The sequence below is a fragment of the Pseudomonas sp. UBA3149 genome (assembly GCF_002364655.1).
In the GTDB taxonomy this organism is placed as follows: domain Bacteria; phylum Pseudomonadota; class Gammaproteobacteria; order Pseudomonadales; family Pseudomonadaceae; genus Chryseomonas; species Chryseomonas luteola.
Genome location: NZ_DEYV01000013.1, coordinates 1 through 23800, shown reverse-complemented (window position 1 = coordinate 23800; position 23800 = coordinate 1). Strand labels below are relative to the sequence as shown.

Here is a 23800-nt window from a genome sequence, read left to right as displayed (position 1 = left end):
TCCCATGTCTGTTCGGATCTGTGTTCTCGAAACCGATATTCTTGTCCCTGAACTGGCCGAGCTGTACGACGGCTATGGCGCCATGTTTGTTCGTCTGTTCGAGCAGGTGCCGGAGCAGGTTGAATGTACGGTCTATAACGTCGTTGAAGGCCACTACCCACCGGAAGGCGCCCGTTTTGATGCGTATCTGGTTACCGGCAGCAAGGCGGACTCCTTTGGCGAAGAGCCCTGGATTCAACGCCTCAAAACTTATGTGCAACAACGTTATGAGCACGGTGACAAGCTCCTGGGTATCTGCTTTGGTCATCAGCTCCTGGCCCTGGCGCTAGGAGGGGTGGCCGAACGCGCCAAGGGAGGGTGGGGAATTGGGGTACAGCGTTTCGAGGTCGCGCAGGGCTTTTCCTGGCAGCAGCCTCCGCTGGAGAATGTCACGCTGATCGTCTCGCATCAGGACCAGGTCACGGCGCTGCCTCCCGCTGCGCAGTGCCTGGCCAGTAGCGCCTACTGCCCGAATGCGGCGTTCGTCATGGGCGATCAGGTGTTGTGCTTTCAGGGGCATCCGGAGTTTGTAGCGGAGTATGCGAACCGGCTATTGGTAAGGCGCCAATCAGTCTTTTCCACCGAACAATACGAGACGGCTGTAGCCTCGTTGGAGCAGCCTCATCAGGGCGCCCTGATCGCGCAGTGGATGGTGAATTTTGTGGCAGCCCCTCGTAGCTAATAAGCCGACGCGATACAAAAAAGGCGGTCTGAAAAGACCGCCTCGGTATCAAAGCTCAATCATGCGTTGGCGCCTCGTAAGCGACCAATGCCGAAGAACAACAGGGCCAGCAGCGGCAGGCTACTGCCCACCAGAACGATAGCTGGCCAGCCGCCTCGTTCATAAACGGTGCTGGCTATCGCTGATCCCATGGCACCTCCGATAAAGATGCTGGTCATGTACAGGCCGTTCAAACGGGCGCGGCTCTTGGCATCTAACATATAGACGGCACGTTGACCCAGAACCATGTTCATCTGCACGGCAAAGTCGAGCAGGATGCCGGTTATTGCCAAGCTGACGACCCCATAAGGTGAATGAACCAGCGCTGGCAAAAAGCTGAGGGCGGCAAGCAGCATGGCAACTGCCGAGGCACGATGGGTATGGCCTGCATCGGCAAGGCGTCCTGCAATCGGTGCAGACACTGCGCCGACAGCACCTACCAGAGCAAAGACGGCAATCTGGGTTTGCGATAGACCATAATGGCGGATCAACTCAAGGGGCGCGGCCGTCCAGAAGAGGCTGAAGGCGGCAAACATTAACCCCTGATACAGCGAGCGCTGGCGTAGCACAGATTCACGTCTGAAGAGATGAACCAATGACAACAGGAGCTGGCCATAATGTGCCTGGTGGGACGGTTGACGTGCGGGAACCACTTTCAAGACCACGCCGGCAATCGCCAACATGATCAACGCGCTGATAAAAAACACGGTACGCCAGCCGAAGTGATCGGCTATCAGGCTAGAGGCCGGACGTGCCAGCAGGATACCCAGCAGCAGCCCGCTCATGATGGTGCCCACAATGCGCCCACGTGACTGTTCGGGGGCAAGATGGGCGGCCAGCGGAATCAGTATTTGTACGGCCACCGAGCTGATACCGATTAATAGCGAGACCACTAGAAAGACGCTGGGTTGAGTCGAAAGGCCTGCCGCCATCAGCATGACTGCCGAGGCGAGGACCGTGATAACCATCAGACGACGATTTTCCAGGAGATCGGCCAGCGGAACTAAAAGGAGCAGCCCCAGGGCATATCCGATTTGGGTCAGCGAGACGATCAGGCTGGCATCGTGCTCGCTGAGTCCGACGGCGGGAGCGATCAGCTCGATGATGGGCTGTGAGTAATAGAGATTGGCAACAATGGCGCCACAGCAAAAGGCAAAAAGTAATACCAGCCCTTTTGAGAGAATAGTAGTAGAATGTTCATGTTCGATCATCGATGCGGTACTCATTAAAGTCTCTTGGCAAGGCAACGGTTATTCAATTCGGTTCAAGGTCTTTTCAAGAAAATCAACAAACAGAATGGAGCAAGGCCCGCTTGTTTAATATAAGCGTGTGGGAACACGTCTATTGGTGGTCTGCCTGTACGGGTAATGCTCCGTCAGGTCGCGTTTCAGGTAACCAGAAAGGCCATAAAGTCAGAAGGTTTGACTCTCATCTTTTCTTATCTCTTCGCCTCAGGTGCGGAGGTGCCTTTACTCCCGATGGGCTCCAGGCGAAGTGCTACTCTATCTTCTGTATCTGCACAACTACTACCGGCCCCACACCTAGAGCAGAAAACAGCCCGGATAATGTTACGATCAGTCGGGTGCATAGCGGGTGCTTCATTCTGCCTTTGATGAGGCACACCTTAAAGAGGGGGGGCAGCGCGAGAGAATTGGACTGCAGAACAATGCAGCGTTGCGTCAGGCGCAATGCCTAGCGGGTGCGCAGAGTAAAGAGGCGTCCCTCGCAAAACTCGATAAAGGCGCTGCCCCGCCTTGAGCCGCGCCGATTGGCATATACAGCGCCGAAACGGCGGCACTGGCCTGATTCAGATTGATGTCATGATCCGGAAATAGCCGAGTCAGTCGACCGCTTTCGATATCGGTTTGCACCAGCCAGCCGGCCAATAAGGTAATGCCCCCACCTGCCAGCGCGACTCATGCAGGACCTCGGCATTATCACTGTGTAGACGGGGAACCGATTGACCTGTTGAAAAGCCGGCAATGCCGTGACGCTGAACGTGCGGATTAAAGACGCTTCGACCGAAGGTTCTGTAAAGGACGGATTCGCCGGTTATCGAGGATGGGTGACGGCTTGCTGATTAAGGTGTCTGTGGCACGGTGTTTCAGGTGATGTGCCGCCAGCAGGGCTGCGGCAAGCATCAGCCCGGCAGCAGCCAGCCCGGGGAGTAGGTATTCCTGAACCATGTCCAGCGCCAGGAGCACCGGGGCCTGAAAGGCATGCCCTAACGCCAGCGCTGAACCAGCCCACAACATTGAACCCAGAATGTCGTACACGAGAAATTGAGCCAGCGACATTCTTTGCGCGCCTGCCATCAATGTGGCGACTGCTCCCATGCCGGGTACGAATTTGGACACCAGCAACCACCGTGCACCCCGTTCGGTGAAGCGAGCCGAGCAGGTACCGGCGTTCTTGCGGTGAGAGAAGGGTAGTTTTGCTAACCATGTGAGAATGCGCTCGCCATGATGGCGCCCTGCCCAGTACCAGGCGAGATCTGCCAGAACACAAGCCAGCGAAGCGAGAAACAGAAACTCGACCAGCCTCATGGGAGCGTCGGCAGAGGCGCCAGAAGCGGCCAGAAGCGGATAGGAAGGTAACGGCGCGCCCAACTGCTCGGCGAAGACATTCACGAACAGCAACACGGCATTTCCAGTCAGCAAGGCGTTCATCACGGACGACATGGCAGCGAGTCTCTTTGATCGTGCAGGGCAAGGTAGTACGCCCGCTGGGGGCGTACCGTAGGTTCAGATCAGGCGAGGGCGAGGCGGCGCTTGGAGCGAACACCGTCCAGGCTGAGGGCGCCGCCGCCGAATGCAACGATCTGCAACAGGCCACCGGCGATTGCGATGTTCTTGAGGAAGTGGATCAGCTGGTTCTGGTCGGCAAGATTGTTGTGAAAGACCACAGCCGTCAGGATGGTGAAGCCCGCCATGATGGCTGCCACCCAGCGTGTTCTGTACCCCACCAGCAACAGGCTGGCCAAACCTATCTCAACGCCGATTGCACCCAGGTAGGCCAGGAGTGGAAAGGGCATGCCGGAGGCCCCGATGTAGCCCATGGTTGCCGCAGGCGCTGCCAACTTGCCGATACCGCTGAACAGAAACAGAGTACCTAGCAGCAGACGTCCAACAGTGGCGGTAAAGGCTTGAGAGGAGTTTAGGGTAGTCATGTTCAGTTCTTCCATTAAGGGTTCAAGGGCTTCGCCGAAGTGCCGAAGCGGTATGAAAGAAAGCTTAATGTCGCCTGATTAAATAAGTAACTAGGTGAAAAACGAAAAATAGTCACATTTTGGTGGACAATAAAGCCGAGAGCCTGCCTGTTGGTTAAGGCTGCCTGACCTCGGTTAATCAAGTGTGCAGTGATAGGCATTCGAAAGCAGAGGAACGGCCTAAAAAGCGCAATCAATAGCACATACGTTCCAAACACAGCACAACCGCTCAAGCTCCCGCGGCGCACTTCGACAAAAGTTGTCGTACATTCATTGCAGCTGGAGAGCTACCATGCCAAGCGCCATTGCTGACTCGGAAACGGCCTGATTGATCCCTTAAACCGTACGTTAGTCATGAACATTCCACATCTATGCCATCTTATTTTCAGGTTCGCATATTGGGTGGCTTTATTGGGAGTAACCTGCTGATCACCTTTGCATCGGCGCCTTTCATCATGCCAAGCGTGACGCGTTGGTTCGTGAGTTCTGTCGTTATCGCCACGCTTGGCTCGGTTTCTTACCGTAGGACCCAGGTAACGGTATCCATCGCTGGTTAAAGGGTCTGGCCTACCCGAGCCGCATATCCAGTTCAGACCTTCCACGGACTCTTACTGTTGTCACTGGGCATGCGCGGCCCTTGTATGGACTTTATATCCACTTGGTTTGGTTGTCGTGAGCATGCTCGGTGGGCGAATGTAGTCATCTATCCGCAAGCACAATAAGCCTAATAACCTTTGCATGCCTCCAAAACGCTAGTTGTGGAATTGGCATCATCCGGATCTTGAATGTCGGGCCTCGATTCCGCGAACAATGACGAAGGCAATCAACGCAACGACAAACACGACAAGATACATCCAGGCGATACTTTGTAATGTCTCAATCAGCGAGCGATAGATCTCGAGCGTCCAGCGTTCTGAATTAAGCACCAGTACTTGAGCATCCGTAGTAGGCGCGCTGATATAGCGCTCAAGGTCGTAGATTCGCACGCCACCTGAAATACCTACCACAAAGCTGGCGAACGTGATGTATCGATGCCAGGCGCTACTGACGTCATCCTTGATAATTCGGGCCAGGACAGCCTTGGTCGAATGGTAGAACAAGACGACGACTGTGGCGGAAGTGATTAATGCAACGACAAAGGTGGCGGCCAGTAGAGAAAAGAACATAGAGCCTCTCGGTTGCTACATATGAAATGGCATGTCCAGGCGGAAACGTGCGCCGCCCAAGGGTGAGGTGTCTGCAGCTAATATCCCGTTTTGGGTCTCGATCGCTCTGCGGCTGATGGCAAGGCCAAGCCCGAAGCCGCCTGTTGTGCGGTCGCGGCTGCGGTCGAGCCGGTAAAAGGGCTCGAAGATCTTTTCATGCTCTGCCTCCGGGATGCCAATGCCGTCATCTTCAACTGTGATCTGATAACGATCCTGATCCAAAACACTTACGCTCAGGCGGATGCGGTGGTTACAGTAGCGAATGGCATTTCGGATCAGGTTCTGTAATGCTCTGGCTGTCAGACGAGGCTCCAGACTTACTCGCTGTTTCTCCATCGCCATGTCCACCTCCAAGAGGATTCCACGCTGCTCCAGTTCTTCAGCGAACCCTCCAACGATGCTATCGATAAACTCACCCAGATTGAGTTCGACCCGCTCCAACTGAGCGGCCACGCTGTGCAGCCGACTGTAAGACAACAGCTCCAGTACCAGTTCGTCCAGCTCGCGAACGTGACGGGTCATCTCCAGTAGGCGGGTACGAGAGGCTTCTGGAATATCTTCGGACAACGCCAGGGCCAGGCCGAAGTCGAGCCGGGAAAGCGGAGTGCGAAGTTCATGGGATACTGCATTGAGCAGCTCCTGCTGCTGATTGAGCAGGCGCTCGATATCGGTGGCCATCGAGTCAAATACATGGCCCAGCTCGGCAATGTTGGACCGTGAGGGAAGGTGAGTTCGGGCAGACAGGTTTCCCCTGCCCAATGCCGAGGCGGTACGCCTCAGCGATTCCAGATCCCGCCAATGAGGACGTAGCCAGAGCAGCAGACAGGCCAGAAGCGCTGCGCCTGTCAGGACGTTCATGGCCCAGAACAGCAGGTTGATATCCAGCGGAAGGGGGGGACTGGACTCTTCTATGAAATGCTCATTGTCCAGCGGAGCCAGGACCGTATCAGGCAGGCCATACTCACCAAGGCGTATGACCATAAGTCCCTGCTCAAGCTGCTCACGCTCATCCGGGCTCAATCGAGCATTCGCCATTTCTCGAAGACTGACCTCAAGCGGTGCAAAAGAGGTTTTGAGTTCCTTTTCCAACTGATCCCATTCTGTTTTGGGGCGCTCCAGGAATCGTTGCTGGATCAAGGCCATCTGACCTCTGAACTGATCCAGATTCCAGGCAACGTAACGATCTTTGGACAATGAAACGACAAGTTCGGGCACTACATAGTTGGCGAGGCTGAAGGTAATCAGCACCACCAGGTATAAACGGATCAGAACCTTCAGCATGACCGGTGCATCCTAGTCTTCCCACTCGGAGCGGCTGAAGAGATAGCCCTTGCCCCAAACCGTTTTGATCTTGCGTGCTTCGCCAGAGCTATCTTCGAATTTACGACGTAACTTCGAGATGGCGACGTCGATGGAGCGATCGATACCGTTGAACTCGATACCACGTACCTGTTGCAAGAGCTGGTCTCGACTCTGTACTGCACCGGCATGACGAGCCAGGGCCACCAGAAGATCGAATTCGCCTGATGACAGCTCGATCGGCTGGTCCCGCCACTGAACAACCCGTTCGGTTAAATCGATTTCCAGACGACCAAAGGTGACACGCGAAGCATCCTTGCGAACTGTTTCCGGCTGGCTGCGCCGGAGCAGCGTACGAATCCTGGCCAATAGCACCCGTGGTTCACAAGGTTTGGTGACGTAGTCATCCGCCCCCAACTCGAGACCGACCACTTGATCATGACTATCGTCGCGGGCGGTGAGCATGAGAATAGGAAGGCCAGCATGATCTGCGCGGAGCTGGCGGCACACCTGCAAGCCATCAAGCCCCGGCAGCATAAGATCCAGGATGACCAGATCCGGGTATGTTTTCCGGACATACGCTTGAACCTCGTCGCCCCGGGACAGTATGGAAACCGCAAAGGCATGACGTGTCAGGTAGGTGGCAATCAGTTCAGCCAGGGCGGTATCGTCTTCGACCAGGAGGATGGTAGGCATAGCAGGACACGCTGAAGGGTTTGAAAGAGCATAAACAAACCCGACAGCTTCTGTAGCGGTCATTACACTTTTTCACAAATGCCCTACAAGCTTTTACAAAGCCGACAGGGCGGGGCTTTTAGCATGGCGCTGTTCCTGAAGGATGCACACCATGATGCCGCCCGTTAAGTTTTCCCTACGCCCCTTTTGCTTATTGATGTTACTAGCGCTGGCAGGATGTGACCGCCCAGCGCCCTCTGCACAGCAAGCACCCGATACGTCTGTCACCGTCGAGACGATCAAACCTCAGCCGCTCAGCTTGGTGACTGAACTCAATGGCCGTTTGGTAGCGCCCCGTGTGGCGGAAGTGAGAGCCCGCGTAGCAGGCGTTCTGCTGCAACGGGTTTACCGTGAGGGAAGCCAAGTCAAGCAAGGCGACGTATTGTTTCGGATTGACCCCGCGCCGCTGCAGGCGGACGTCGACAGCGCCGTGGCAGGCCTGAAAAAAGCCCAGGCCAATCGCTATCAGGCCCATTTGCAGGCCGAGCGTTATTCTGCATTGATCAAGACTCACGCCGTCAGCCAGCAGGACTTCGAAAATGCGCACGCTGCCTTTTTGCAGGCAGAAGCCGAAGTCTCTGCTGCGCAGGCCACGCTCAAACGTGCCCGGCTCAATCTGGGGTATGCCACCGTCACAGCACCCATCTCCGGACGCATCGGCAAGGCATTGGTCACGGAAGGCGCGTTGGTAGGGCAGGATAGCGCCACGCCTCTGGCCATTATTCAGCAGCTCCAGCCTATATATGCCGATGTGACTCAATCCACCCGGCAGATCAACGCGTTGCGCCGTGCGCTGCGGGAGGGGCAGTTACAAACCGTAGGGGAGGATCAGGCCGCCGTAACGCTCGTACAGGATGACGGTACAGCGTACCCAATAGCCGGAAAACTCTTATTCTCGGATCTTACAGTGGATCAAAGCACAGGGCAGATTACCCTGCGTAGCCAGTTTCCCAATCCGCAGGCTGACTTGCTGCCCGGCAGCTTTGTTCGAGTGCGTCTTGAGCAGGCCAGGAACGAGCGAGGTATCAGTGTTCCGCAGCGGGCCGTTCAGCGCGACTCGGCAGGGCAGGCTAATGTTTTGCTGGTCAACGCTCAGAATCAGGTTGAGGAACGGACGGTCCGTCTTGGCGGTGCCCAGAATGATCGCTGGATCATCGACGAAGGACTGCATGAAGGTGACCGCGTAATCGTTGCAGGCCTGCAATACGTCAGGCCGGGGATGCCTGTCCAGGCAGAAGAGGCAGAAATTACAACCGATGCACCTGCCGACAAGGAAGCCCGATAATGCCAGACTTCTTTATCAGGCGCCCGGTATTTGCCTGGGTCGTCGCCCTGTTCATTCTGCTGGCAGGTGTGCTGGCCATTCCCAATCTTCCGGTGGCGCAGTATCCCAATGTTGCGCCCCCCCAGATCGAGATTACCGCAACCTACCCGGGCGCCACGCCGCAAACCCTGGATGAAAGTGTTGTCAGTCTGATCGAGCAGGAGCTTAACGGGGTCAATCACCTGCTCTATTTCTCCTCCAGCAGCAGCCAGGGAATGGCGACGCTTACGGTTACGTTTAAACCAGGCACTGATCCGGAGCTGGGCAAGGTCGATATACAGAACCGCTTGAAAACGATCGAGTCCAGACTGCCCCGAGCGGTTACGCAGCAAGGTCTGGAGATAGAAGAGGTCTCGGCCGGGTTTCTGATGCTGATCACATTGACGTCTACTGATGGACGCCTGGATGAAACCGGCCTGAGCGACTACATGGCGCGTAACGTCGTTAATGAGCTCAAGCGTATCGAAGGGGTAGGCAAGGCCCAGCTGTTTGGTGCCGAGCGCGCCATGCGAATATGGATTGATCCGCAAAAACTGGTAGCTTTCAACCTGACGCCGGCCGATGTTAGCCAGGCGATCAGCGATCAGAATGTGCAAGTGCCCGCCGGTAGTATCGGCGACTTGCCTACCCGCAGCACGCAGGAAATTACCGCAGCCGTACAGGTGAAAGGGCAGCTGTCTACACCTGAGGAATTCTCGGCCATCGTACTCAAAGCCAACGCCGACGGATCGACGGTTACCGTAGGTGATGTCGCACGGGTCGAAGTGGACAGCCAAAGCTATCAGTTCGGGACTCGCCTCAATGGCAAGCCGACCACCGCTGTGGCTATCCAGCTGGCGCCAGGCGGTAATGCGATGAGTACGGCTACCTTGGTCAAAGCCAAGATGGAAGAGCTGTCACACTACTTCCCGGCCGGTGTGAACTACGACATTCCTTACGATACGTCGCCGTTCGTCAAGGTCTCGATCGAAAAGGTGGTTCATACCTTGATCGAAGCCATGGTGCTGGTCTTTGCCGTCATGTTTCTGTTTCTGCAAAACCTCCGTTATACCCTGATACCCGCACTGGTGGTTCCTGTGGCCTTGATGGGGACATTTGCCTGCATGTTGGCCCTAGGATTTTCCATCAACGTGCTCACCATGTTTGGCATGGTATTGGCGATCGGTATCCTGGTGGACGACGCTATCGTTGTCGTTGAGAACGTCGAGCGAATCATGGCGAGCGAAGGCCTGACGCCTCGGGCTGCCACGCGAAAAGCCATGACAGAAATTACCGGTGCGATTATCGGAATCACGCTGGTGCTGACGGCGGTGTTCATCCCGATGGCATTCATGCCGGGCTCGGTCGGAATCATTTACCAGCAGTTTTCTGTCTCGATGGCGGTTTCGATTCTATTGTCGGCGTTTCTGGCGCTGAGCTTGACACCTGCGCTGTGCGCAACGCTACTCAAGCCGATACCGCACGGTGTACATCACGAGAAGAAAGGATTTTTTGGATGGTTCAACCAGCGGTTTGATCATGCCGCGGACGGCTACCAGCGTTGGGTCGCCAATGCCATACGCCGTACAGGTCGTTACATGCTGGTCTACGGTTTGCTGCTTGCAGGGCTCATGCTGCTCTTTACTCGCCTGCCGTCTTCGTTTCTGCCTATCGAGGATCAGGGCTTTACCATTACCGATATCCAGCTGCCGCCCGGAGCCAGCCAGAACCGCACGATTGAAATCGCACGGCAGATCGAGGCGCACAATGCTACGGAACCTGGCGTAGCCAATACCACCATGGTGCTGGGCTTCAGCTTTTCCGGCAGCGGGCAGAATGCAGCTCTGGCATTTACTACATTAAAGGACTGGGCCGAACGCCGTGTCGAAGATTCGGCCGACGCCATTGCTGAGCGTGCCAATATGGCATTTGCCGGACTGCAGGATGCCATTGCCTATTCGCTCAGCCCACCGCCGATCGAAGGGCTTGGGACTTCCAGCGGCTTTGAGCTACGTCTGCAGGACAGAAGCGGAAAAGGATACGAGGCTTTGCAGAAGGCGCGGGATACATTGCTGTCTGCCGCTGCAAAAAGCGCCCTACTGGCAAACGTACGGGAGACCGCGCTGGCCGAAGCGCCACAGGTAGAGGTCAAAGTCGATCGGCTCCAGGCGAGCGCTCTGGGTGTCTCGTTCGCCGATATCAGCAACCTGCTTTCGACTGCCATGGGTTCGGCCTACGTGAATGATTTCCCCAACCTGGGCCGCATGCAGCAGGTCATTATTCAGGCCGAAGCCGATTCCCGCCTTCAGGCAGAAGATATCCTCAAGCTTGAGGTGCGTAACACGTCCGGCAAGATGGTACCCCTGGCTGCCTTCTGCGAAGTAGTGTGGACCACGGGACCGGCGCAGTTGACTCGTTACAATGGCTATCCCGCGGTCAGCCTTTCGGGTGAGCCTTCGGAAGGGCACAGTACAGGCGAAGCCATGGACGAAATCCAGCGATTGGTCGATCAGCTGCCTCAGGGTTTTGGTCTGGAATGGACAGGGCTTTCGCTTCAGGAAAAGACCTCCGGCGCACAAGCTCCCTTATTGCTGGGACTGTCCTTGTTGATTGTCTTTTTGGTTCTGGCCGCGCTTTACGAGAGTTGGTCGATTCCGACAGCCGTTCTGCTGGTCGTACCACTGGGCATCCTGGGTGCCGTAGTCGCAGTCGTCCTGCGAGGCATGCCAAACGATGTGTTCTTCAAGGTTGGGCTCATCACCATCATTGGACTGTCGGCAAAAAATGCGATTCTGATCATCGAGTTTGCCAAGAGTCTTCATGACCAGGGCCATAGCCTATTCCAGGCCACCGTCGAGGCAGCACGTCTGCGTCTGCGTCCGATCGTAATGACCTCGCTTGCATTTATCCTGGGTGTGGTTCCCCTGGCTATTGCGACGGGTGCCAGCTCCGCCAGTCAACAGGCCATTGGCACAAGCGTGATCGGTGGCATGCTGACTGCTACCTTCGCGGTTGTCTTTGTTCCGGTGTTTTTTGTGAGCGTCATGCATTGGGTCTCTCGCCTTACCCGCTCGCAAGCCAGAGGAGGGCAGCGCCATGAGTAAGTTGCCTGTTCTTCTGCTGGCCGGCCTGCTGGGTGCCTGCTCTTTGGCGCCTACCTACGAGCAGCCCCCTGCACCCATACCAGCGGACTATCCGGTGGTATCAGCTCCGGTGAACCCAGCTGAAACGGTTCCGGACTGGCAGGCATTGTTTACAGATCCGCGCCTGCGTCGGCTTATCGAGATCGGGTTGAATCAGAACCGTGACCTGCGTATGGCAGTGCTTCGCGTTGAAGAGGCGCGGGCGCAATACAGAATCCAGCGGGCGGACCTGTTGCCGAATGTGAGCGTAAGCGGCTCGGCAACCCGTCAGCGCTCTCCAGCGCTCGGGCTGGAAAACACCGGTGGGCTACCGGCTCAGGCCGTAAGCAGTGGAAGCCAAGTCACCAATCTGTATACCGTAGGGGTAGGGCTGAGCACGTACGAAGTAGACCTATTTGGCCGTGTCCGCAATCTTCGAGATGCAGCCTTGGGTGAATATCTGGCGTTGCAGGAGACGCGACGTTCGGTTGAGCTATCACTGATCGCTGAAATCGCTACGGCCTATACCAACCAGCGTGCCCTGAGCGAGAGAATGGCCGTAACCCGACAGGCCTATGAGAGCCGTCAGCAGAGTCTGGAATTGATTCATCAACGTTTCGACTATGGGATTGGTTCTGAACTGGATATCGCTCAGGCCCAAACACTGCTAGAGACAACTGCCAGTGATCTTGCTGCACTGGAGCGTAGTATAGGACAGGCGGACAATGCGATGGCCCTCCTGCTCGGTCAACCATTGCCTCATGATCTGCCGCCCGCCCTTTCGCTGGAAAGGCAAGGGTTGGACAAGCCCTTACCCACCGGGCTTCCAGCAGATCTGCTGACCCGCCGACCGGATATACAGGCTGCCGAAGCCCGGCTGAAAGCCAATTACGCCACTATCGGAGCTGCGCGCGCTGCGTTCTTTCCAAGCATCAGTCTCACGGGCAATACCGGTTTTAGCAGCGCAGAACTTTCAGACCTGTTCAACGGCGGTAATCGCTCATGGAGCTTTACGCCTCAGATCAACCTGCCGATTTTCACAGGCGGTCGTAACCGCGCACAGCTTGAGGTAGCGACGCTGCGTAAAGAGATCAGTGTGGCGGAATATGAAAAATCCATACAGACCGCCTTTAAAGAGGTGTCCGATGAGCTGGTTGCGCGTCAGCCACTTCAGCGTCAGCTCGACGCTCAAAAGCGGCTTCGTGATAGCGCTGCCCGAAGCCTTGTCCTTGCACAGCAACGGTATCAGCAGGGGCTCGATGAGTACCTGACGCAATTGGATAGTCAGCGCACGCTGTATCAGGCTGAAAATACCCTGATAGACGCCAGGCTTCAGCTGGCCTTGTCACAGATCAATCTGTTCAAGAGCCTTGGCGGAGGTTGGAGCCGAGACCGTCCTTAATTAAGGTTATGCATGTCTTCTGATGCTCCTTTGGATGGAAGACATGCCCTCAGGCGCCTACGTGGCGCCTTTTTTATAGGCCAGACCATCGGCTGAATCGATCGGGTCTCCTGTCGTGCAGCAACAGTAGTATCCATCGCTGAAGTCCTATTACGGCAACGCTATGGACCTCGTAAACGTGTGATCTGCTTAGCGTCAAGGAAGGAGGTATTCCGTCTGGCTACGTGGGGTTGTGGGCCTTATGTCTAGGCGGGGCGTAAACACTGTGTTTACGGTTAGCGACAGCGGAGGCTGATAGGGCCTCGACTACTCGAGGCCCTCGTCGATCATGGCATCATGGGCAGCTCATTGGGGCGCAGGTCAAAAACGATAACCTCGGCCTGCTTGCCCTTGGCTAGCGTAAGCACCTGCTCGTTACGCACACGCACACCGTCTCCCTCCGTCAATGTCTGGCCATTGAGTTCGATCTGCCCCTGGGCTACATGCACATAGGCGTAGCGATCTGATCCCAACGTTAGAGTCGCTTGCTCTTCACCGTCGAACAAACCGGCGTAGACACGAGCATCCTGACGAATTTCCAGTGAGCCCTGCTCACCTGTAGGTGAAAGAATCAGGCGCAACTGGCCACGTTTGCTATCCGCACTGAAGTGCGTTTGCTGGTAGCGAGGCTCAGCACCTCGAGCGTTGGGCACGATCCAGATCTGTAAAAAGTGTACGGGATCATTCTGGGAGTGGTTGTATTCACTGTGGGCGACTCCCGTTCCGGCGCTCATGAGCTGCACGTCGCCCGGACGAATGACGGAACCTGTACCCAGGGTATCCTTGTGCTCAAGCGCACCTTCCAGTACATAGGAGAAAATCTCCATGTCCCGATGGGGATGAGTGCCAAACCCTTGCCCCTGAGCGACACGGTCATCATTGATGACCAACAGATCCGAAAACCCTTGTTCTTGTGGGTTGCGGTAATTGGCAAAGGAAAAGGTGTGGAAAGACTTGAGCCAGCCATGGTTGGCAAATCCACGTTCGGTTGCTTTGCGAAGGGCTAACATATTCGGTCTCCTGGTCAATCAACAGTATGTTGTTACCTGTATCGGTATGCGACCAAGAGTAAAGCGATCAAGCGGGGTGATAAATCACTTGAAATGCGTAAAAAAGTCTCCATCTGGTTGACAGTAAGACGAGTCTGCTCGATCAGACAGGCTCCCTTTAGCGATACGCACAAACGTTCAATACAAGCCTCGTAAGTCAGTCTATTGTTATTGCAACCCGGGCGGATATCCGTATCGCCTGTCTGCCGGCTGACCCATGCTGGTTTCTAGGAGAATCTTCTATGGCCCGAACGACCTCTATCGACCGCTATCGCAACATCGGCATCGTCGCTCACGTGGATGCTGGTAAAACCACCACAACCGAGCGAATCCTTTTCTATACCGGCGTGAACCATAAAATGGGCGAGGTGCATGACGGCGCCGCGACCATGGACTGGATGGTGCAGGAGCAGGAGCGCGGCATCACCATTACGTCCGCGGCGACTACTGCATTCTGGTCTGGCTCGACCAAGCAGTTCGACAAATACCGGATCAACATCATCGATACGCCTGGGCACGTGGACTTCACCATTGAGGTGGAGCGCTCGCTGCGGGTACTCGATGGTGCGGTCGTGGTGTTCAGCGGCGCGGATGGTGTGGAACCTCAATCCGAGACGGTCTGGCGTCAGGCAGACAAATACCATGTGCCTCGTATTGCGTATGTGAACAAGATGGACCGTGCGGGAGCGGACTTCCTGCGCGTCGTTGACCAGATCAAGAAACGCCTGGGTCATACTCCGGTTCCGATTCAGCTGCCGATTGGCCGTGAAGAGAACTTTGTCGGCCAGATCGATCTGCTGAAGATGAAGGCCATCTACTGGAATGATGATGATCAGGGGATGACCTATCGTGAAGAGGACATTCCTGCCGAGCTGCAGGCTGAGGCCGAGGAGTGGCGCGAGCGCATGGTCGAAGCTGCTGCCGAAGCCAATGAAGACTTCATGAGCAAATACCTGGAAGGGGAGCCCCTGACCAATGATGAAATCCGCACGGGTCTACGGCTGAGGACATTGGCGGGTGAAGTCGTTCCGGCTGTATGTGGCTCATCCTTCAAGAACAAGGGTGTACCCTTGGTACTCGATGCGGTCATCGATTACCTGCCGTCACCTACCGAGATTCCCGCCATCAAAGGCGTGCATCCTGACGATGCCGAGCGGACTGACGAGCGCCATGCCGACGATAACGAGCCTTTTTCGGCGCTGGCGTTCAAGATCGCTACGGATCCCTTCGTGGGCACCCTGACTTTTGCGCGGGTGTATTCGGGCGTGCTTTCATCAGGTGACTCGGTACTCAACTCGGTAAAAGGCAAGAAGGAGCGCGTCGGCCGTATGGTGCAGATGCATGCCAACACGCGGGAAGAAATCAAAGAAGTTCGCGCAGGCGACATCGCAGCCTTGATCGGCATGAAGGACGTGACGACCGGCGACACTCTGTGTTCGGTTGAAAAGCCGATCATCCTGGAGCGTATGGATTTCCCCGAGCCGGTTATCTCCGTAGCGGTTGAGCCTAAGACCAAGGCTGACCAGGAAAAGATGGGGATTGCCCTAGGCAAACTGGCCCAGGAAGACCCTTCTTTCCGCGTCAAGACCGACGAGGAAACCGGACAGACCATCATCTCAGGCATGGGCGAGCTGCACCTCGATATCCTTATCGACCGGATGCGGCGTGAGTTTAACGTTGAGGCGAATATTGGTAAGCCTCAGGTGGCCTATCGCGAGACCATACGCAATACCTGCGAAATCGAAGGCAAGTTTGTTCGCCAGTCGGGTGGTCGTGGGCAGTTCGGTCATTGCTGGATTCGATTTGCACCCATTGATGAAGGCGAGGAGGGTCTGGTGTTTACCAGTGAGGTCGTGGGTGGCGTGATTCCCAAGGAATATATCCCGGCTATTCAAAAGGGTATCGAAGAGCAGATGAAGAATGGTGTGCTCGCCGGGTATCCCTTGCTAGGTCTCAAGGCCACGGTCTTCGACGGCTCTTACCATGATGTGGACTCCAACGAGATGGCATTCAAGATCGCCGCCTCGATGGCAACCAAGCAGCTATCCCAGAAAGGGGGCGCGGTACTGCTCGAGCCCATCATGAAGGTCGAGGTGGTGACACCTGAAGACTACATGGGTGATGTAATGGGAGACCTCAACCGTCGGCGGGGCCTGATTCAAGGCATGGAAGATACCCTTTCCGGCAAGGTAGTTCGGGCCGAGGTTCCGTTGGGCGAAATGTTTGGCTATGCGACTGATGTACGTTCTATGTCACAGGGTCGTGCCAGCTACTCGATGGAGTTCTCACGCTATGCGGAGGCACCGAGAAATATAGTCGAAGCGCTGATTAAGAAATCTTAAGGATCGTTTCAGATTCTTTTTGAGCCACGCTAGTGTCTTCAGGCCGACTACTTTCAGGTAGTCGGCCTTTTTTCGTTTCACCTGAGGCAAAAGGCGCTGCGATCACATATTAATACTTGATGACAGGCACCCATTCTCGTTTAAGAACGCTTCAACTTAAGACAAGGACCTTAAGGGTTCCCAGAGCCGATACTGGACACCAACCTTACCGCCTCAAGGAGCGTTGCAATGGCCACGCTGGGTTCCAAGCTATCGTACCGCTTACCTGCAATTACGGCTGAAAAGCCTGAGTCGAGTGTTCCTAACACTGCGCAGGTACTTATGCAGCGCCTCCTCGAAACGCTTGATAGCGTTCAAGACGGGGAAGGTCCGATCAGCCGTACCTTGATAGATGAACTGCAAGCCCGCCTTTTGCCAGACGCTTTGCACGTGACCTTACCGAGTGAGGATCGGATTGCCTTGTCTCGTTGGCAGGAACAGCTGGCCAAGCGTCTGATGATGGAGCAGTTGGACGATGGCCTATCGGTATCCGAAATCGCCAGTGCCTGCTCGTTGTCAAGAAGCCATTTTTCCCGAGCCTTCAAGAAAAACACAGGCGTTTCGCCACGTGACTGGTATCAGCAATTACGAATTGCCAAGGCCAAGCGGATGCTTCTGAACACGTGTTTGCCGATAAGCCAGATCGGTGCGGAATGTGGTTTTTCAGATCAATCACACTTCACCCGTGTATTCACAAAGACGGTAGGATGCACACCGCTCAACTGGCGTCGCTCGGGAGACCAGCAGGTCATGCGGCAAGCCTGAGGGTTGCGCGGACTATGGGCATACCTACACCGCCAGATGGTCCTTGAGGAAGTTGGCGAATGTCTGGACGGCTCGGGATGACTGACGATGCTGAGGGTAGACCGCATAGAAGGCTGAAGTGGGTGGCTGGTGCGCTTGTAAGACCGGCTGCAAACGCCCATCGTTGAGCGCGTCACTGACAATGAAAACCGGCAGATATGCAATGCCAAGACCGGCCACCGCCGCGTCCCGGACAACTTCCCCGTTGTTGGTCCGCAGCTTGCCTTTCACGGGTACGCATACGAGCTGGCCCTGGGTTTGAAATTTCCACTCTACGCTTTTCACATGGCCGTAAAGCAAGCACTCATGGTGACGCAAATCATCCGGTGTTTCGGGGGTTGAGTGGCGCTCCAGGTACGCCGGGCTTGCGCAGGCCGTCATTGGAATGTCCATCAGACGCTTGGCGATAAGTGTAGAATCCTCCAGCATCCCGCCGCGGATCGCCATGTCATACCCCTCGGCCACCAGGTCTACTGCTCGATCATTAAGGTCCAGTTCCAGACTGATCAATGGATTCTCTTGCATGAACCTGGGCAACAGCGGGCTGACATGCAACGTACCAAACGTCATCGGGGCCGAAACACGTAAAGTCCCGCGAACGTTCACCCCCTGGCTGGATACCAACTCCTGCGTCTCGTTGACTTCATCCAGAATCCGAACGGCACGCTCATAAAGGGTCATGCCCAGGTCAGTAGGTTTCAGGCTGCGTGTCGTCCGGTTGAGCAGGCGTACACCCAGTTCCTCTTCCAGCGCCATGGTTCTTCGGCTGACGTACTGTTTGGAAAGCCCCAGCTTTTCTGCCGCAGCGGTAAAGCTCTGCTCGTTGATCGTAGTTACAAACAGCCTTAAATCCTCAAATTGCATGGCCTGAGTCTCTTCCTGGTTGACAGTCATTCCTAGTGTACTGGCTTTTTCCAGATCTGGATGACTATTAGGCTCCTTCCTGTCATCAAACGTGAGGGAAGCGCATCATGAACACCTTTTTGCATAGTGCGGTTTACGTTATGGCTTCAGCACTGGTGTTGTATATGGCCGTAAGCGGATAACGGCATACCGCATGTGATTTAAAGTGAAACATTTTCTCAGGCAGGCTTTTTGAAGCAGGGCAGCTAGACTCAGAAAGAGGGTCACTTAAATAAGGACACGCCATGCCGTATACCCAAGAACTCATCGAAGAAATGAACCTTCTGGCTCGATATGACCTCAGCAACAGTCTGGCCGGTTTAAAGGTGCACCACGACGCCACGCAAGAAGTCCTGGCCGCTATCAAGCGACTTCATGAAAAGGGCCTGATCAGTCAAGTCGACGGTGGTTATCTGACAGGCTTGGGAAGGGATGCAGCAGAACACGCTCAGGTGTTGTTGACGATCTTGAACCCAACGGCGTAAGGACTGCCAAAAAGTCCTTCGTTGCGGGGTTAGTCTGAGTAAATCGTTATGATGGCAGGCTACGGTACTGTACTGAAAACCCAGTAGCCTGCCTGTTGATGCTGATACACCCGTCAAGTGATCGCGTCTATATGACGGCACACTCAGGCTGGATTGTATCAACCTTAACCTGTGAGTCCGAGTGTGCCACGCCCTCTATCAACGTATAGCGAGTAAGCAGTTCTTTTACAGACTCCGCTGAATTGAACATCAGCACGTCGATAATGGAAAGGGAAGGGACGAACTCAGCAGAAAGCTGAGGATAGGTCACTTCATCCATCTTGATGAAGCGCAATTGCAGCCCATGATTGGCGAAATAGTCAGGACAGTAGAGCGGGACGCCGCCGATTGAGTTGAGGTAGCGGGTGCCTTCCAGCTGCTGAACGATCCGAATGATGCGGTCCTGCTTATCCATCGCCCGGGTATCCGCCAGTTCTGAAAGCATCAGGATGGGCGTCTCGATTTTCATATACCGGCACAGGGCTCGAATCGAGTTTTCGGCGAACCGCGCAAGGTTACGATCCGGATTGGCAAAGATGCTTTTGAGCAGCGCCAGGACTTCTGTTTTATAGGGGGCTTTCTTGTAGGTGTGCTCAAGCATGGTAAGCAGTGCGTCTGCTTCCTGGTCGAACGTCTCTGACAGCCAGCGCTCATTGATAGCGGCCCGGCGGCTGCCCTTACGCAGCGGAAAGGTAATCAGCTTGGGCTGACCATCGTGAGTTAATACCCGGTTGCGGTTCATCCAGGAGCCTTTGACGAACTGCAGGTCATCGACCAGCACAAAGACGTCACTGGCGGCGATCAGCTGAAAGTAGCCCAGGTAAGGAAACAGGTAGGGCTGCATCATCGAAATCGTTTTAAGCATGGTGCTTCTCCTTGCACGGCATGACAGGAATCGGATAGGCGTGCGTTCGCGTAAGCGTTCTTGGGCCAGAAGCGGTATTGCAAGGCAGCAATAACGCTGAGGAAAGCCTGATCATTTTCGAATGACCGAAGGAATGATGTTGGTGAAGGGTTTGAATAGAACCTTGCGGGCCAATTGCAGGAAGGCCTGAATGCGGTTGCGGTGGGTCATTACAATCAGAGACTGGCTGAATACCTGGGTCATGAAATATTCATACAGGTCTTGCTGGCCGATGCGCTGGTAGTAGCGGGCCAGGCTATAGTAGGCGTGCAGGCTCATGGCGGTGCGGTGCTTTTGCGGACGCATCGACAAGACACCATTCTTGTGCACACGGTAGGCAGCCGGACGGATTTCTTTCATGTACTTGCCTTTGCCGTGAGCGCCCAGCAATGACCACCAGCACATGTCCTCCATACGCACACCGTGCAGCTCGGGCGGAAGGGCCTTGATCACATTGCGAAAGCAGACGGTGAGCGTAGAAAAGTACCGAGCCCGCAGCAGTTCCTGCTGACTTGCATCGCGCCGATGCAGTCCGGCCAGTTGAACGTTTCGGATAATGCCCTGCTCGTTGAACATATAGGCGTCGTGAAACGCCATCACATAGTCTTCATGGCGCTCAAGAAAGTCGACCTGCAGCTGTAGCTTGTGCGGGTCCGTCCAAAAATCATCACCTTCGCAAATGGCAATATAAGGGGTATCCAGCGAGGCAAAGATTTTAGTAATGAACGGAACACCCAGGCTGTATTGGTTCTGCTGCTGGTAGATAGGCTTGATGATGGAGGGATAGCGTGCGGCATATTCCTGGATGATGGTTTGTGTTCCATCCGTCGAAGCGTCGTCATGCACGATGACCTCGAAGGGAAACCGCGTCTCCTGAATCAGGAAGCCCTCCAGCGTTTCTCGGATGAACGCCGCTTGGTTGAAGGTCAGGCAGACAACACTGACCAGCGGTTTCTCATCAGCACCCCAGTGCTCCCTGATGACCTGTTCGGTTCTTGCTTCCATGATTAAACGCTCGGGGTTTGATCCAAGAGATACGGTTTTGAAAATACGGCTTTGGCAGACACAAACACCAGCAGCAGGCAGAGCAGTCCTCGTCCTGCCAGACCTATAAAGGTCTCGATCCGTTGGCTGCTATCCAGGGCTGGCAGCAGCCAGTCGCCTACCGCCAGGCCGAGGGCGGTCATGGCGGCTATACGCAAAAGGTCCGACAACCAAAGGAAGCTGAGGCCCGGTGAATACCGCTCATGAACGATATGAGGCCAGATGACTAGGGAGGCAAGGCTGACCGCAAACCAGACGCTGGCAGCCCCTAGCGCGCCATGGGTCAAAATGGCGTAAGCCATGAGCGGCACGCTGATAGCCGTTGAGCAGATACCAAACCAGACATGCATCCGCAGTTGGCCATGAGCATATTGCAAATAGAATTGAAACCCGCTCATGGCGAGTAACGCACTGCCAAGAACGTACCAGACCAGGACAGGACCGCTCCAGAGCGCGGCCTCGGCGTTGCCTGTCCAGGCATGGAGAATCGCTTGTCCATGAAAGGCGATCACACCAGCCATAGGAAACAGCACACTGCAAAACAGACGTGATACGTTCAGGTATAACGCCCGCATCTCAGTCATTCGGCCTTCCGCTGTCAGCATGGTCAGGCGTGGCAACAACGTTTGTACAAGGGGGTTGCTCAGCGACAGAATGCCGGTCGCGATCAGGGCAACTAAAGAGAAATAGCCGTATTCCTGCAACGTAAGCGCTTTGGAAAGCAGCACCTTATCCAGCTGGGTTTGCAGCATCCACAGTACGGTGCTGGACGACATACCCAGGGCAAACGGTAAAACAGGCTTGACCAGCCGCCAGTGAAATCCAGTCAGGCGACGAGGACGGGGCATCAGATCATAGGCTCGGTGAGCAAAGGACAACGTTTCCAGCAGTCCTACGAGTGTCTGATAGAGAAAGAAGTGCAGGGGCTGTGCGCTGACATAGGTAATAAACAACAGCGCGCCAAAATACCGGAGCGTTGCAAAAAAGACATTGATACCGTTGAGCCAATGATGCTGCTCCATGCCTTGAATACCGCTCTTGTAGAGCGTGGCGTAAAGCTTCAGCACTATCATCAGCCCCATCAGGCTAATGCACTTCCCAATCATCACAGGATCGAGCTGGCTCGCCTGCAGCCACCCATGGGCTATGGCATTACTGCCCATATGAATAGCCAGGCCGGTCAGCACGGCTATCGGCAGGATAAGCAACTCGAACGAGCGCAGCAGACGGCCGGAGGTGTATCGGCTGTGTTGCTGAGTGCCCCGAAAATGGGCGATCTGACGGGCAAGCGCGGGCGACAGTCCCGCATCCAACAGATAAAGCCACGCCTGCATGGCCGTAAAAAAACCGATCAGGCCATAGGCTTCGGCACCCATATGCCTGAGGTAGAACGGCATGATCAGGATGCCGGCCAGCATTACATAGATCTGACCCAGGTAACTGAGCCCGGTGTTCTTAAGCATAAAACGTTTTAGGGAAGTGCTCACAGAGTGAACTTCTTGCACATGTTGGACAGAGGTAGGGCACTCATGGTGTTGAAAGTAAAGGCGTCCTGGTAAGGCCCGGACGTCTCGCGCTGCGAGCGTACGAGCTTTCTGGCCTCGACTTCTCTGAGCACCGTTTCGATAACCGTGCGCTGCGACTCCCAAGTAAGTCCGGGAAAGATCGGCAGGCAGAGCACGCGTTTACTCAAGCCTCTGGAAATCCATTGAGGCTGCTGCGGCTGAAGGTATTCAACGGTATCGAGAGAAGGGTAGAAGTAGCGGCGTGGATTGATCTGCCTTTCGTTAAGCTGACCTGTAACTTTGAGCAGCTCGCTTTCTTCCTGCAGAGCGATTGGAAAATAGCTGTAGTTACGTTCGCTACCCGGCTGCTGATGCTGAAGATCCAGATAGCCTGCCAAGGCTAATTCATACCGATGACCGATTTCAGCCCGCTCCTCTAGGATCAGATCAATATCGTCAAGAACACACAGGCCCATTGCGGCAGAGAATTCGTTGAGCTTGGCGTTGATACCCGGACCACTTAATCGATTGCCTTCGGAGAAACCAAAGTTGGCAAGTTCACGGGCACGTTGAGCCAAATCATCATCATTGGTGACGATGGCGCCCCCTTCGATGGTATGGAAAACCTTGGTAGCGTGAAAACTCAAGGTACAGATATCGCCCCAGTTGGCAATCGATTCTCCCTTATAGCGAACGCCAAAGGCATGGGCGCCGTCGTAGATGGTTTTCAGACCGTTACGGTCAGCGATTGCCTGGATGCGCTCCACATCGCACGGATTACCGAATACATGGGTTGCGACAATGGCTGAGGTGTCCTTTTGTAGCCTGGCTTCGATCTGGCCGGGATCAAGGTTCCAGGTGACAGGATCGATATCTGAGAAAACCGGACGAATATGCTCCCACTGCAGTGTGCTACTGGTTGCAATGAAGCTGAACGGTGTTGTGATTGCGCTACCTTGAATACCCAAAGCACGATAGGCGATCTGAAGAGCCAGGGTACCGTTGCTTGTAAGCACGATATTCCGTACGCCTAGATACTCCTTTAGGCGCTGCTCAAGCTGACGAGTAAGAGGACCATGATTGGTAAAACAGCCGGAAGCATATATCTGATCTATATAAGACTGGAGTTTGGCTTTGTTACCAGGGAAAGGCTGCGTAACATTGATCATTTTGTTCCTCGTCCAATGAGCAGTTAAACCTTTAAAACGGGATTGATTACTATTTATAGATTTCTCAATGTCGCCTATCTATACGAATGGTCCCAAGCAAAAGCAGCATCCCATTATAGCGGTAGCCTGAAGCGTGTCTTTTTGTGAAACACGTAATAGGAATAGCCTGAGATTAATTAAGTTCAAATGGCTGGTAAGAATATTTGGTTATTGTTTTGCGTAAGTGGCTCAGGGACGGTTATATAAAGCTTTTTTACATACAGGTTCATTAACAGGCTTGCATTCAGGCTTATGTTCGCCTGTAGGCCTGTGTTGGCGGCGTCTGTAAGATGCGGCGCTGGGAACAAGTAGAGTGTTGAAGCAGAGCGGTATTGAGCTTTTGAAGCTTCGAGCATAGGAGGAAAACAAAAAAAGATACATTCTTTAAGGAAGGTCTGAAGTAGC

At 54.8% G+C, this 23800-nt stretch carries 20 protein-coding genes; 7 read left to right on the top strand and 13 right to left on the bottom strand.

The window, feature by feature from the left end; genetic code table 11:
- The first annotated feature begins 4 nt into the window (after nucleotides 1-4).
- Nucleotides 5-721: an amidotransferase gene (locus B3729_RS11355; protein WP_074825991.1), complete on the top strand. Its 717-nt coding sequence runs from the start codon at nucleotides 5-7 to the stop codon at nucleotides 719-721.
- Nucleotides 722-780: 59 nt separating this feature from the next.
- Here the strand turns inward: B3729_RS11355 and B3729_RS11350 are convergent, their stop codons facing one another.
- From B3729_RS11350 to B3729_RS11325, 6 genes are all read right to left on the bottom strand, one after another.
- On the bottom strand, nucleotides 781-1986 hold the full coding sequence (locus B3729_RS11350; protein ID WP_286787931.1) for an MFS transporter: 1206 nt from the start codon (nucleotides 1984-1986) through the stop codon (nucleotides 781-783).
- Between the two features lie 780 nt (nucleotides 1987-2766).
- Nucleotides 2767-3441, bottom strand: a complete 675-nt coding sequence (locus tag B3729_RS11345) for a DedA family protein (RefSeq protein WP_286787930.1) — start codon at nucleotides 3439-3441, stop codon at nucleotides 2767-2769.
- A 68-nt stretch (nucleotides 3442-3509) separates the two neighbouring features.
- On the bottom strand, nucleotides 3510-3929 hold the full coding sequence (locus B3729_RS11340) for a DoxX family protein (protein WP_074826201.1): 420 nt from the start codon (nucleotides 3927-3929) through the stop codon (nucleotides 3510-3512).
- Between the two features lie 809 nt (nucleotides 3930-4738).
- On the bottom strand, nucleotides 4739-5134 hold the full coding sequence (locus tag B3729_RS11335; protein ID WP_286787929.1) for a hypothetical protein: 396 nt from the start codon (nucleotides 5132-5134) through the stop codon (nucleotides 4739-4741).
- A 15-nt stretch (nucleotides 5135-5149) separates the two neighbouring features.
- Entirely contained in the window at nucleotides 5150-6454 is a 1305-nt protein-coding gene (locus tag B3729_RS11330) for an ATP-binding protein (protein WP_286787928.1), read from the bottom strand.
- Nucleotides 6455-6466: 12 nt separating this feature from the next.
- Nucleotides 6467-7168 carry a response regulator transcription factor gene (locus B3729_RS11325; protein ID WP_286787927.1) on the bottom strand — a complete coding sequence of 234 codons (702 nt, stop codon included), beginning with the start codon at nucleotides 7166-7168 and terminating at the stop codon, nucleotides 6467-6469.
- Nucleotides 7169-7319: 151 nt separating this feature from the next.
- On the opposite strand from B3729_RS11325, the gene B3729_RS11320 reads away from it, so the two are divergent.
- Genes B3729_RS11320 through B3729_RS11310 form a run of 3 tightly spaced genes read left to right on the top strand, consistent with a single transcriptional unit; the run spans nucleotide 7320 to nucleotide 13034 of the window.
- Nucleotides 7320-8492, top strand: coding sequence for an efflux RND transporter periplasmic adaptor subunit (locus B3729_RS11320; RefSeq protein WP_286787926.1), 1173 nt, complete (start codon nucleotides 7320-7322; stop codon nucleotides 8490-8492).
- A complete protein-coding gene (locus tag B3729_RS11315; RefSeq protein WP_286787925.1) occupies nucleotides 8492-11614 on the top strand; it encodes an efflux RND transporter permease subunit in 3123 nt (1040 codons plus the stop codon). Before B3729_RS11320 ends, B3729_RS11315 begins: the two co-directional genes overlap by 1 nt.
- Entirely contained in the window at nucleotides 11607-13034 is a 1428-nt protein-coding gene (locus tag B3729_RS11310; protein ID WP_286787924.1) for an efflux transporter outer membrane subunit, read from the top strand. The genes B3729_RS11315 and B3729_RS11310 overlap by 8 nt, the downstream gene beginning before the upstream one ends.
- Before the next feature lie 326 nt (nucleotides 13035-13360).
- On the opposite strand, the gene B3729_RS11305 is transcribed toward B3729_RS11310, so the two are convergent.
- Nucleotides 13361-14083: a pirin family protein gene (locus B3729_RS11305; RefSeq protein ID WP_286787923.1), complete on the bottom strand. Its 723-nt coding sequence runs from the start codon at nucleotides 14081-14083 to the stop codon at nucleotides 13361-13363.
- A 281-nt stretch (nucleotides 14084-14364) separates the two neighbouring features.
- Between B3729_RS11305 and fusA the strand changes: the two genes are divergently transcribed.
- The gene (gene fusA / locus B3729_RS11300) at nucleotides 14365-16464 is read left to right on the top strand and encodes an elongation factor G (RefSeq protein ID WP_019366274.1); all 2100 of its coding nucleotides are present in this window, start codon (nucleotides 14365-14367) and stop codon (nucleotides 16462-16464) included.
- A 228-nt stretch (nucleotides 16465-16692) separates the two neighbouring features.
- Nucleotides 16693-17268 carry a helix-turn-helix domain-containing protein gene (locus B3729_RS11295; RefSeq protein WP_286787922.1) on the top strand — a complete coding sequence of 192 codons (576 nt, stop codon included), beginning with the start codon at nucleotides 16693-16695 and terminating at the stop codon, nucleotides 17266-17268.
- 24 nt (nucleotides 17269-17292) lie between these two features.
- Here the strand turns inward: B3729_RS11295 and B3729_RS11290 are convergent, their stop codons facing one another.
- Nucleotides 17293-18171, bottom strand: coding sequence for a LysR family transcriptional regulator (locus B3729_RS11290; RefSeq protein ID WP_037031207.1), 879 nt, complete (start codon nucleotides 18169-18171; stop codon nucleotides 17293-17295).
- Nucleotides 18172-18455: 284 nt separating this feature from the next.
- Here B3729_RS11290 and B3729_RS11285 point away from each other — a divergent pair, with 284 nt between their 5' ends.
- Nucleotides 18456-18695, top strand: a complete 240-nt coding sequence (locus B3729_RS11285; RefSeq protein ID WP_019366276.1) for a TIGR02647 family protein — start codon at nucleotides 18456-18458, stop codon at nucleotides 18693-18695.
- A gap of 127 nt (nucleotides 18696-18822) precedes the next feature.
- Here the strand turns inward: B3729_RS11285 and B3729_RS11280 are convergent, their stop codons facing one another.
- The 5 genes from B3729_RS11280 to B3729_RS11260 all read right to left on the bottom strand — a co-directional run.
- Nucleotides 18823-19599, bottom strand: coding sequence for a WbqC family protein (locus B3729_RS11280; RefSeq protein ID WP_286787921.1), 777 nt, complete (start codon nucleotides 19597-19599; stop codon nucleotides 18823-18825).
- Between the two features lie 111 nt (nucleotides 19600-19710).
- The gene (locus tag B3729_RS11275) at nucleotides 19711-20643 is read right to left on the bottom strand and encodes a glycosyltransferase (RefSeq protein WP_150346107.1); all 933 of its coding nucleotides are present in this window, start codon (nucleotides 20641-20643) and stop codon (nucleotides 19711-19713) included.
- Nucleotides 20644-20645: 2 nt separating this feature from the next.
- On the bottom strand, nucleotides 20646-22145 hold the full coding sequence (locus tag B3729_RS11270; protein ID WP_286787920.1) for a lipopolysaccharide biosynthesis protein: 1500 nt from the start codon (nucleotides 22143-22145) through the stop codon (nucleotides 20646-20648).
- A 20-nt stretch (nucleotides 22146-22165) separates the two neighbouring features.
- A complete protein-coding gene (locus B3729_RS11265; RefSeq protein WP_286787919.1) occupies nucleotides 22166-23356 on the bottom strand; it encodes a DegT/DnrJ/EryC1/StrS family aminotransferase in 1191 nt (396 codons plus the stop codon).
- Between the two features lie 182 nt (nucleotides 23357-23538).
- Nucleotides 23539-23800, bottom strand: a 262-nt coding sequence (locus B3729_RS11260; protein WP_286787918.1) for a hypothetical protein, incomplete at its 5' end; no start/stop codon positions are given.

Bases quoted from the DNA above. Each gene is read 5' to 3' on its own strand.
- B3729_RS11355 (WP_074825991.1), top strand. From the start codon at position 5: ATGTCTGTTCGGATCTGTGTTCTCGAAACCGATATTCTTGTCCCTGAA.
- B3729_RS11350 (WP_286787931.1), bottom strand. From the start codon at position 1,986: ATGAGTACCGCATCGATGATCGAACATGAACATTCTACTACTATTCTC.
- B3729_RS11345 (WP_286787930.1), bottom strand. From the start codon at position 3,441: ATGTCGTCCGTGATGAACGCCTTGCTGACTGGAAATGCCGTGTTGCTG.
- B3729_RS11340 (WP_074826201.1), bottom strand. From the start codon at position 3,929: ATGACTACCCTAAACTCCTCTCAAGCCTTTACCGCCACTGTTGGACGT.
- B3729_RS11335 (WP_286787929.1), bottom strand. From the start codon at position 5,134: ATGTTCTTTTCTCTACTGGCCGCCACCTTTGTCGTTGCATTAATCACT.
- B3729_RS11330 (WP_286787928.1), bottom strand. From the start codon at position 6,454: ATGCTGAAGGTTCTGATCCGTTTATACCTGGTGGTGCTGATTACCTTC.
- B3729_RS11325 (WP_286787927.1), bottom strand. From the start codon at position 7,168: ATGCCTACCATCCTCCTGGTCGAAGACGATACCGCCCTGGCTGAACTG.
- B3729_RS11320 (WP_286787926.1), top strand. From the start codon at position 7,320: ATGATGCCGCCCGTTAAGTTTTCCCTACGCCCCTTTTGCTTATTGATG.
- B3729_RS11315 (WP_286787925.1), top strand. From the start codon at position 8,492: ATGCCAGACTTCTTTATCAGGCGCCCGGTATTTGCCTGGGTCGTCGCC.
- B3729_RS11310 (WP_286787924.1), top strand. From the start codon at position 11,607: ATGAGTAAGTTGCCTGTTCTTCTGCTGGCCGGCCTGCTGGGTGCCTGC.
- B3729_RS11305 (WP_286787923.1), bottom strand. From the start codon at position 14,083: ATGTTAGCCCTTCGCAAAGCAACCGAACGTGGATTTGCCAACCATGGC.
- fusA (WP_019366274.1), top strand. From the start codon at position 14,365: ATGGCCCGAACGACCTCTATCGACCGCTATCGCAACATCGGCATCGTC.
- B3729_RS11295 (WP_286787922.1), top strand. From the start codon at position 16,693: ATGGCCACGCTGGGTTCCAAGCTATCGTACCGCTTACCTGCAATTACG.
- B3729_RS11290 (WP_037031207.1), bottom strand. From the start codon at position 18,171: ATGCAATTTGAGGATTTAAGGCTGTTTGTAACTACGATCAACGAGCAG.
- B3729_RS11285 (WP_019366276.1), top strand. From the start codon at position 18,456: ATGCCGTATACCCAAGAACTCATCGAAGAAATGAACCTTCTGGCTCGA.
- B3729_RS11280 (WP_286787921.1), bottom strand. From the start codon at position 19,599: ATGCTTAAAACGATTTCGATGATGCAGCCCTACCTGTTTCCTTACCTG.
- B3729_RS11275 (WP_150346107.1), bottom strand. From the start codon at position 20,643: ATGGAAGCAAGAACCGAACAGGTCATCAGGGAGCACTGGGGTGCTGAT.
- B3729_RS11270 (WP_286787920.1), bottom strand. From the start codon at position 22,145: ATGCTTAAGAACACCGGGCTCAGTTACCTGGGTCAGATCTATGTAATG.
- B3729_RS11265 (WP_286787919.1), bottom strand. From the start codon at position 23,356: ATGATCAATGTTACGCAGCCTTTCCCTGGTAACAAAGCCAAACTCCAG.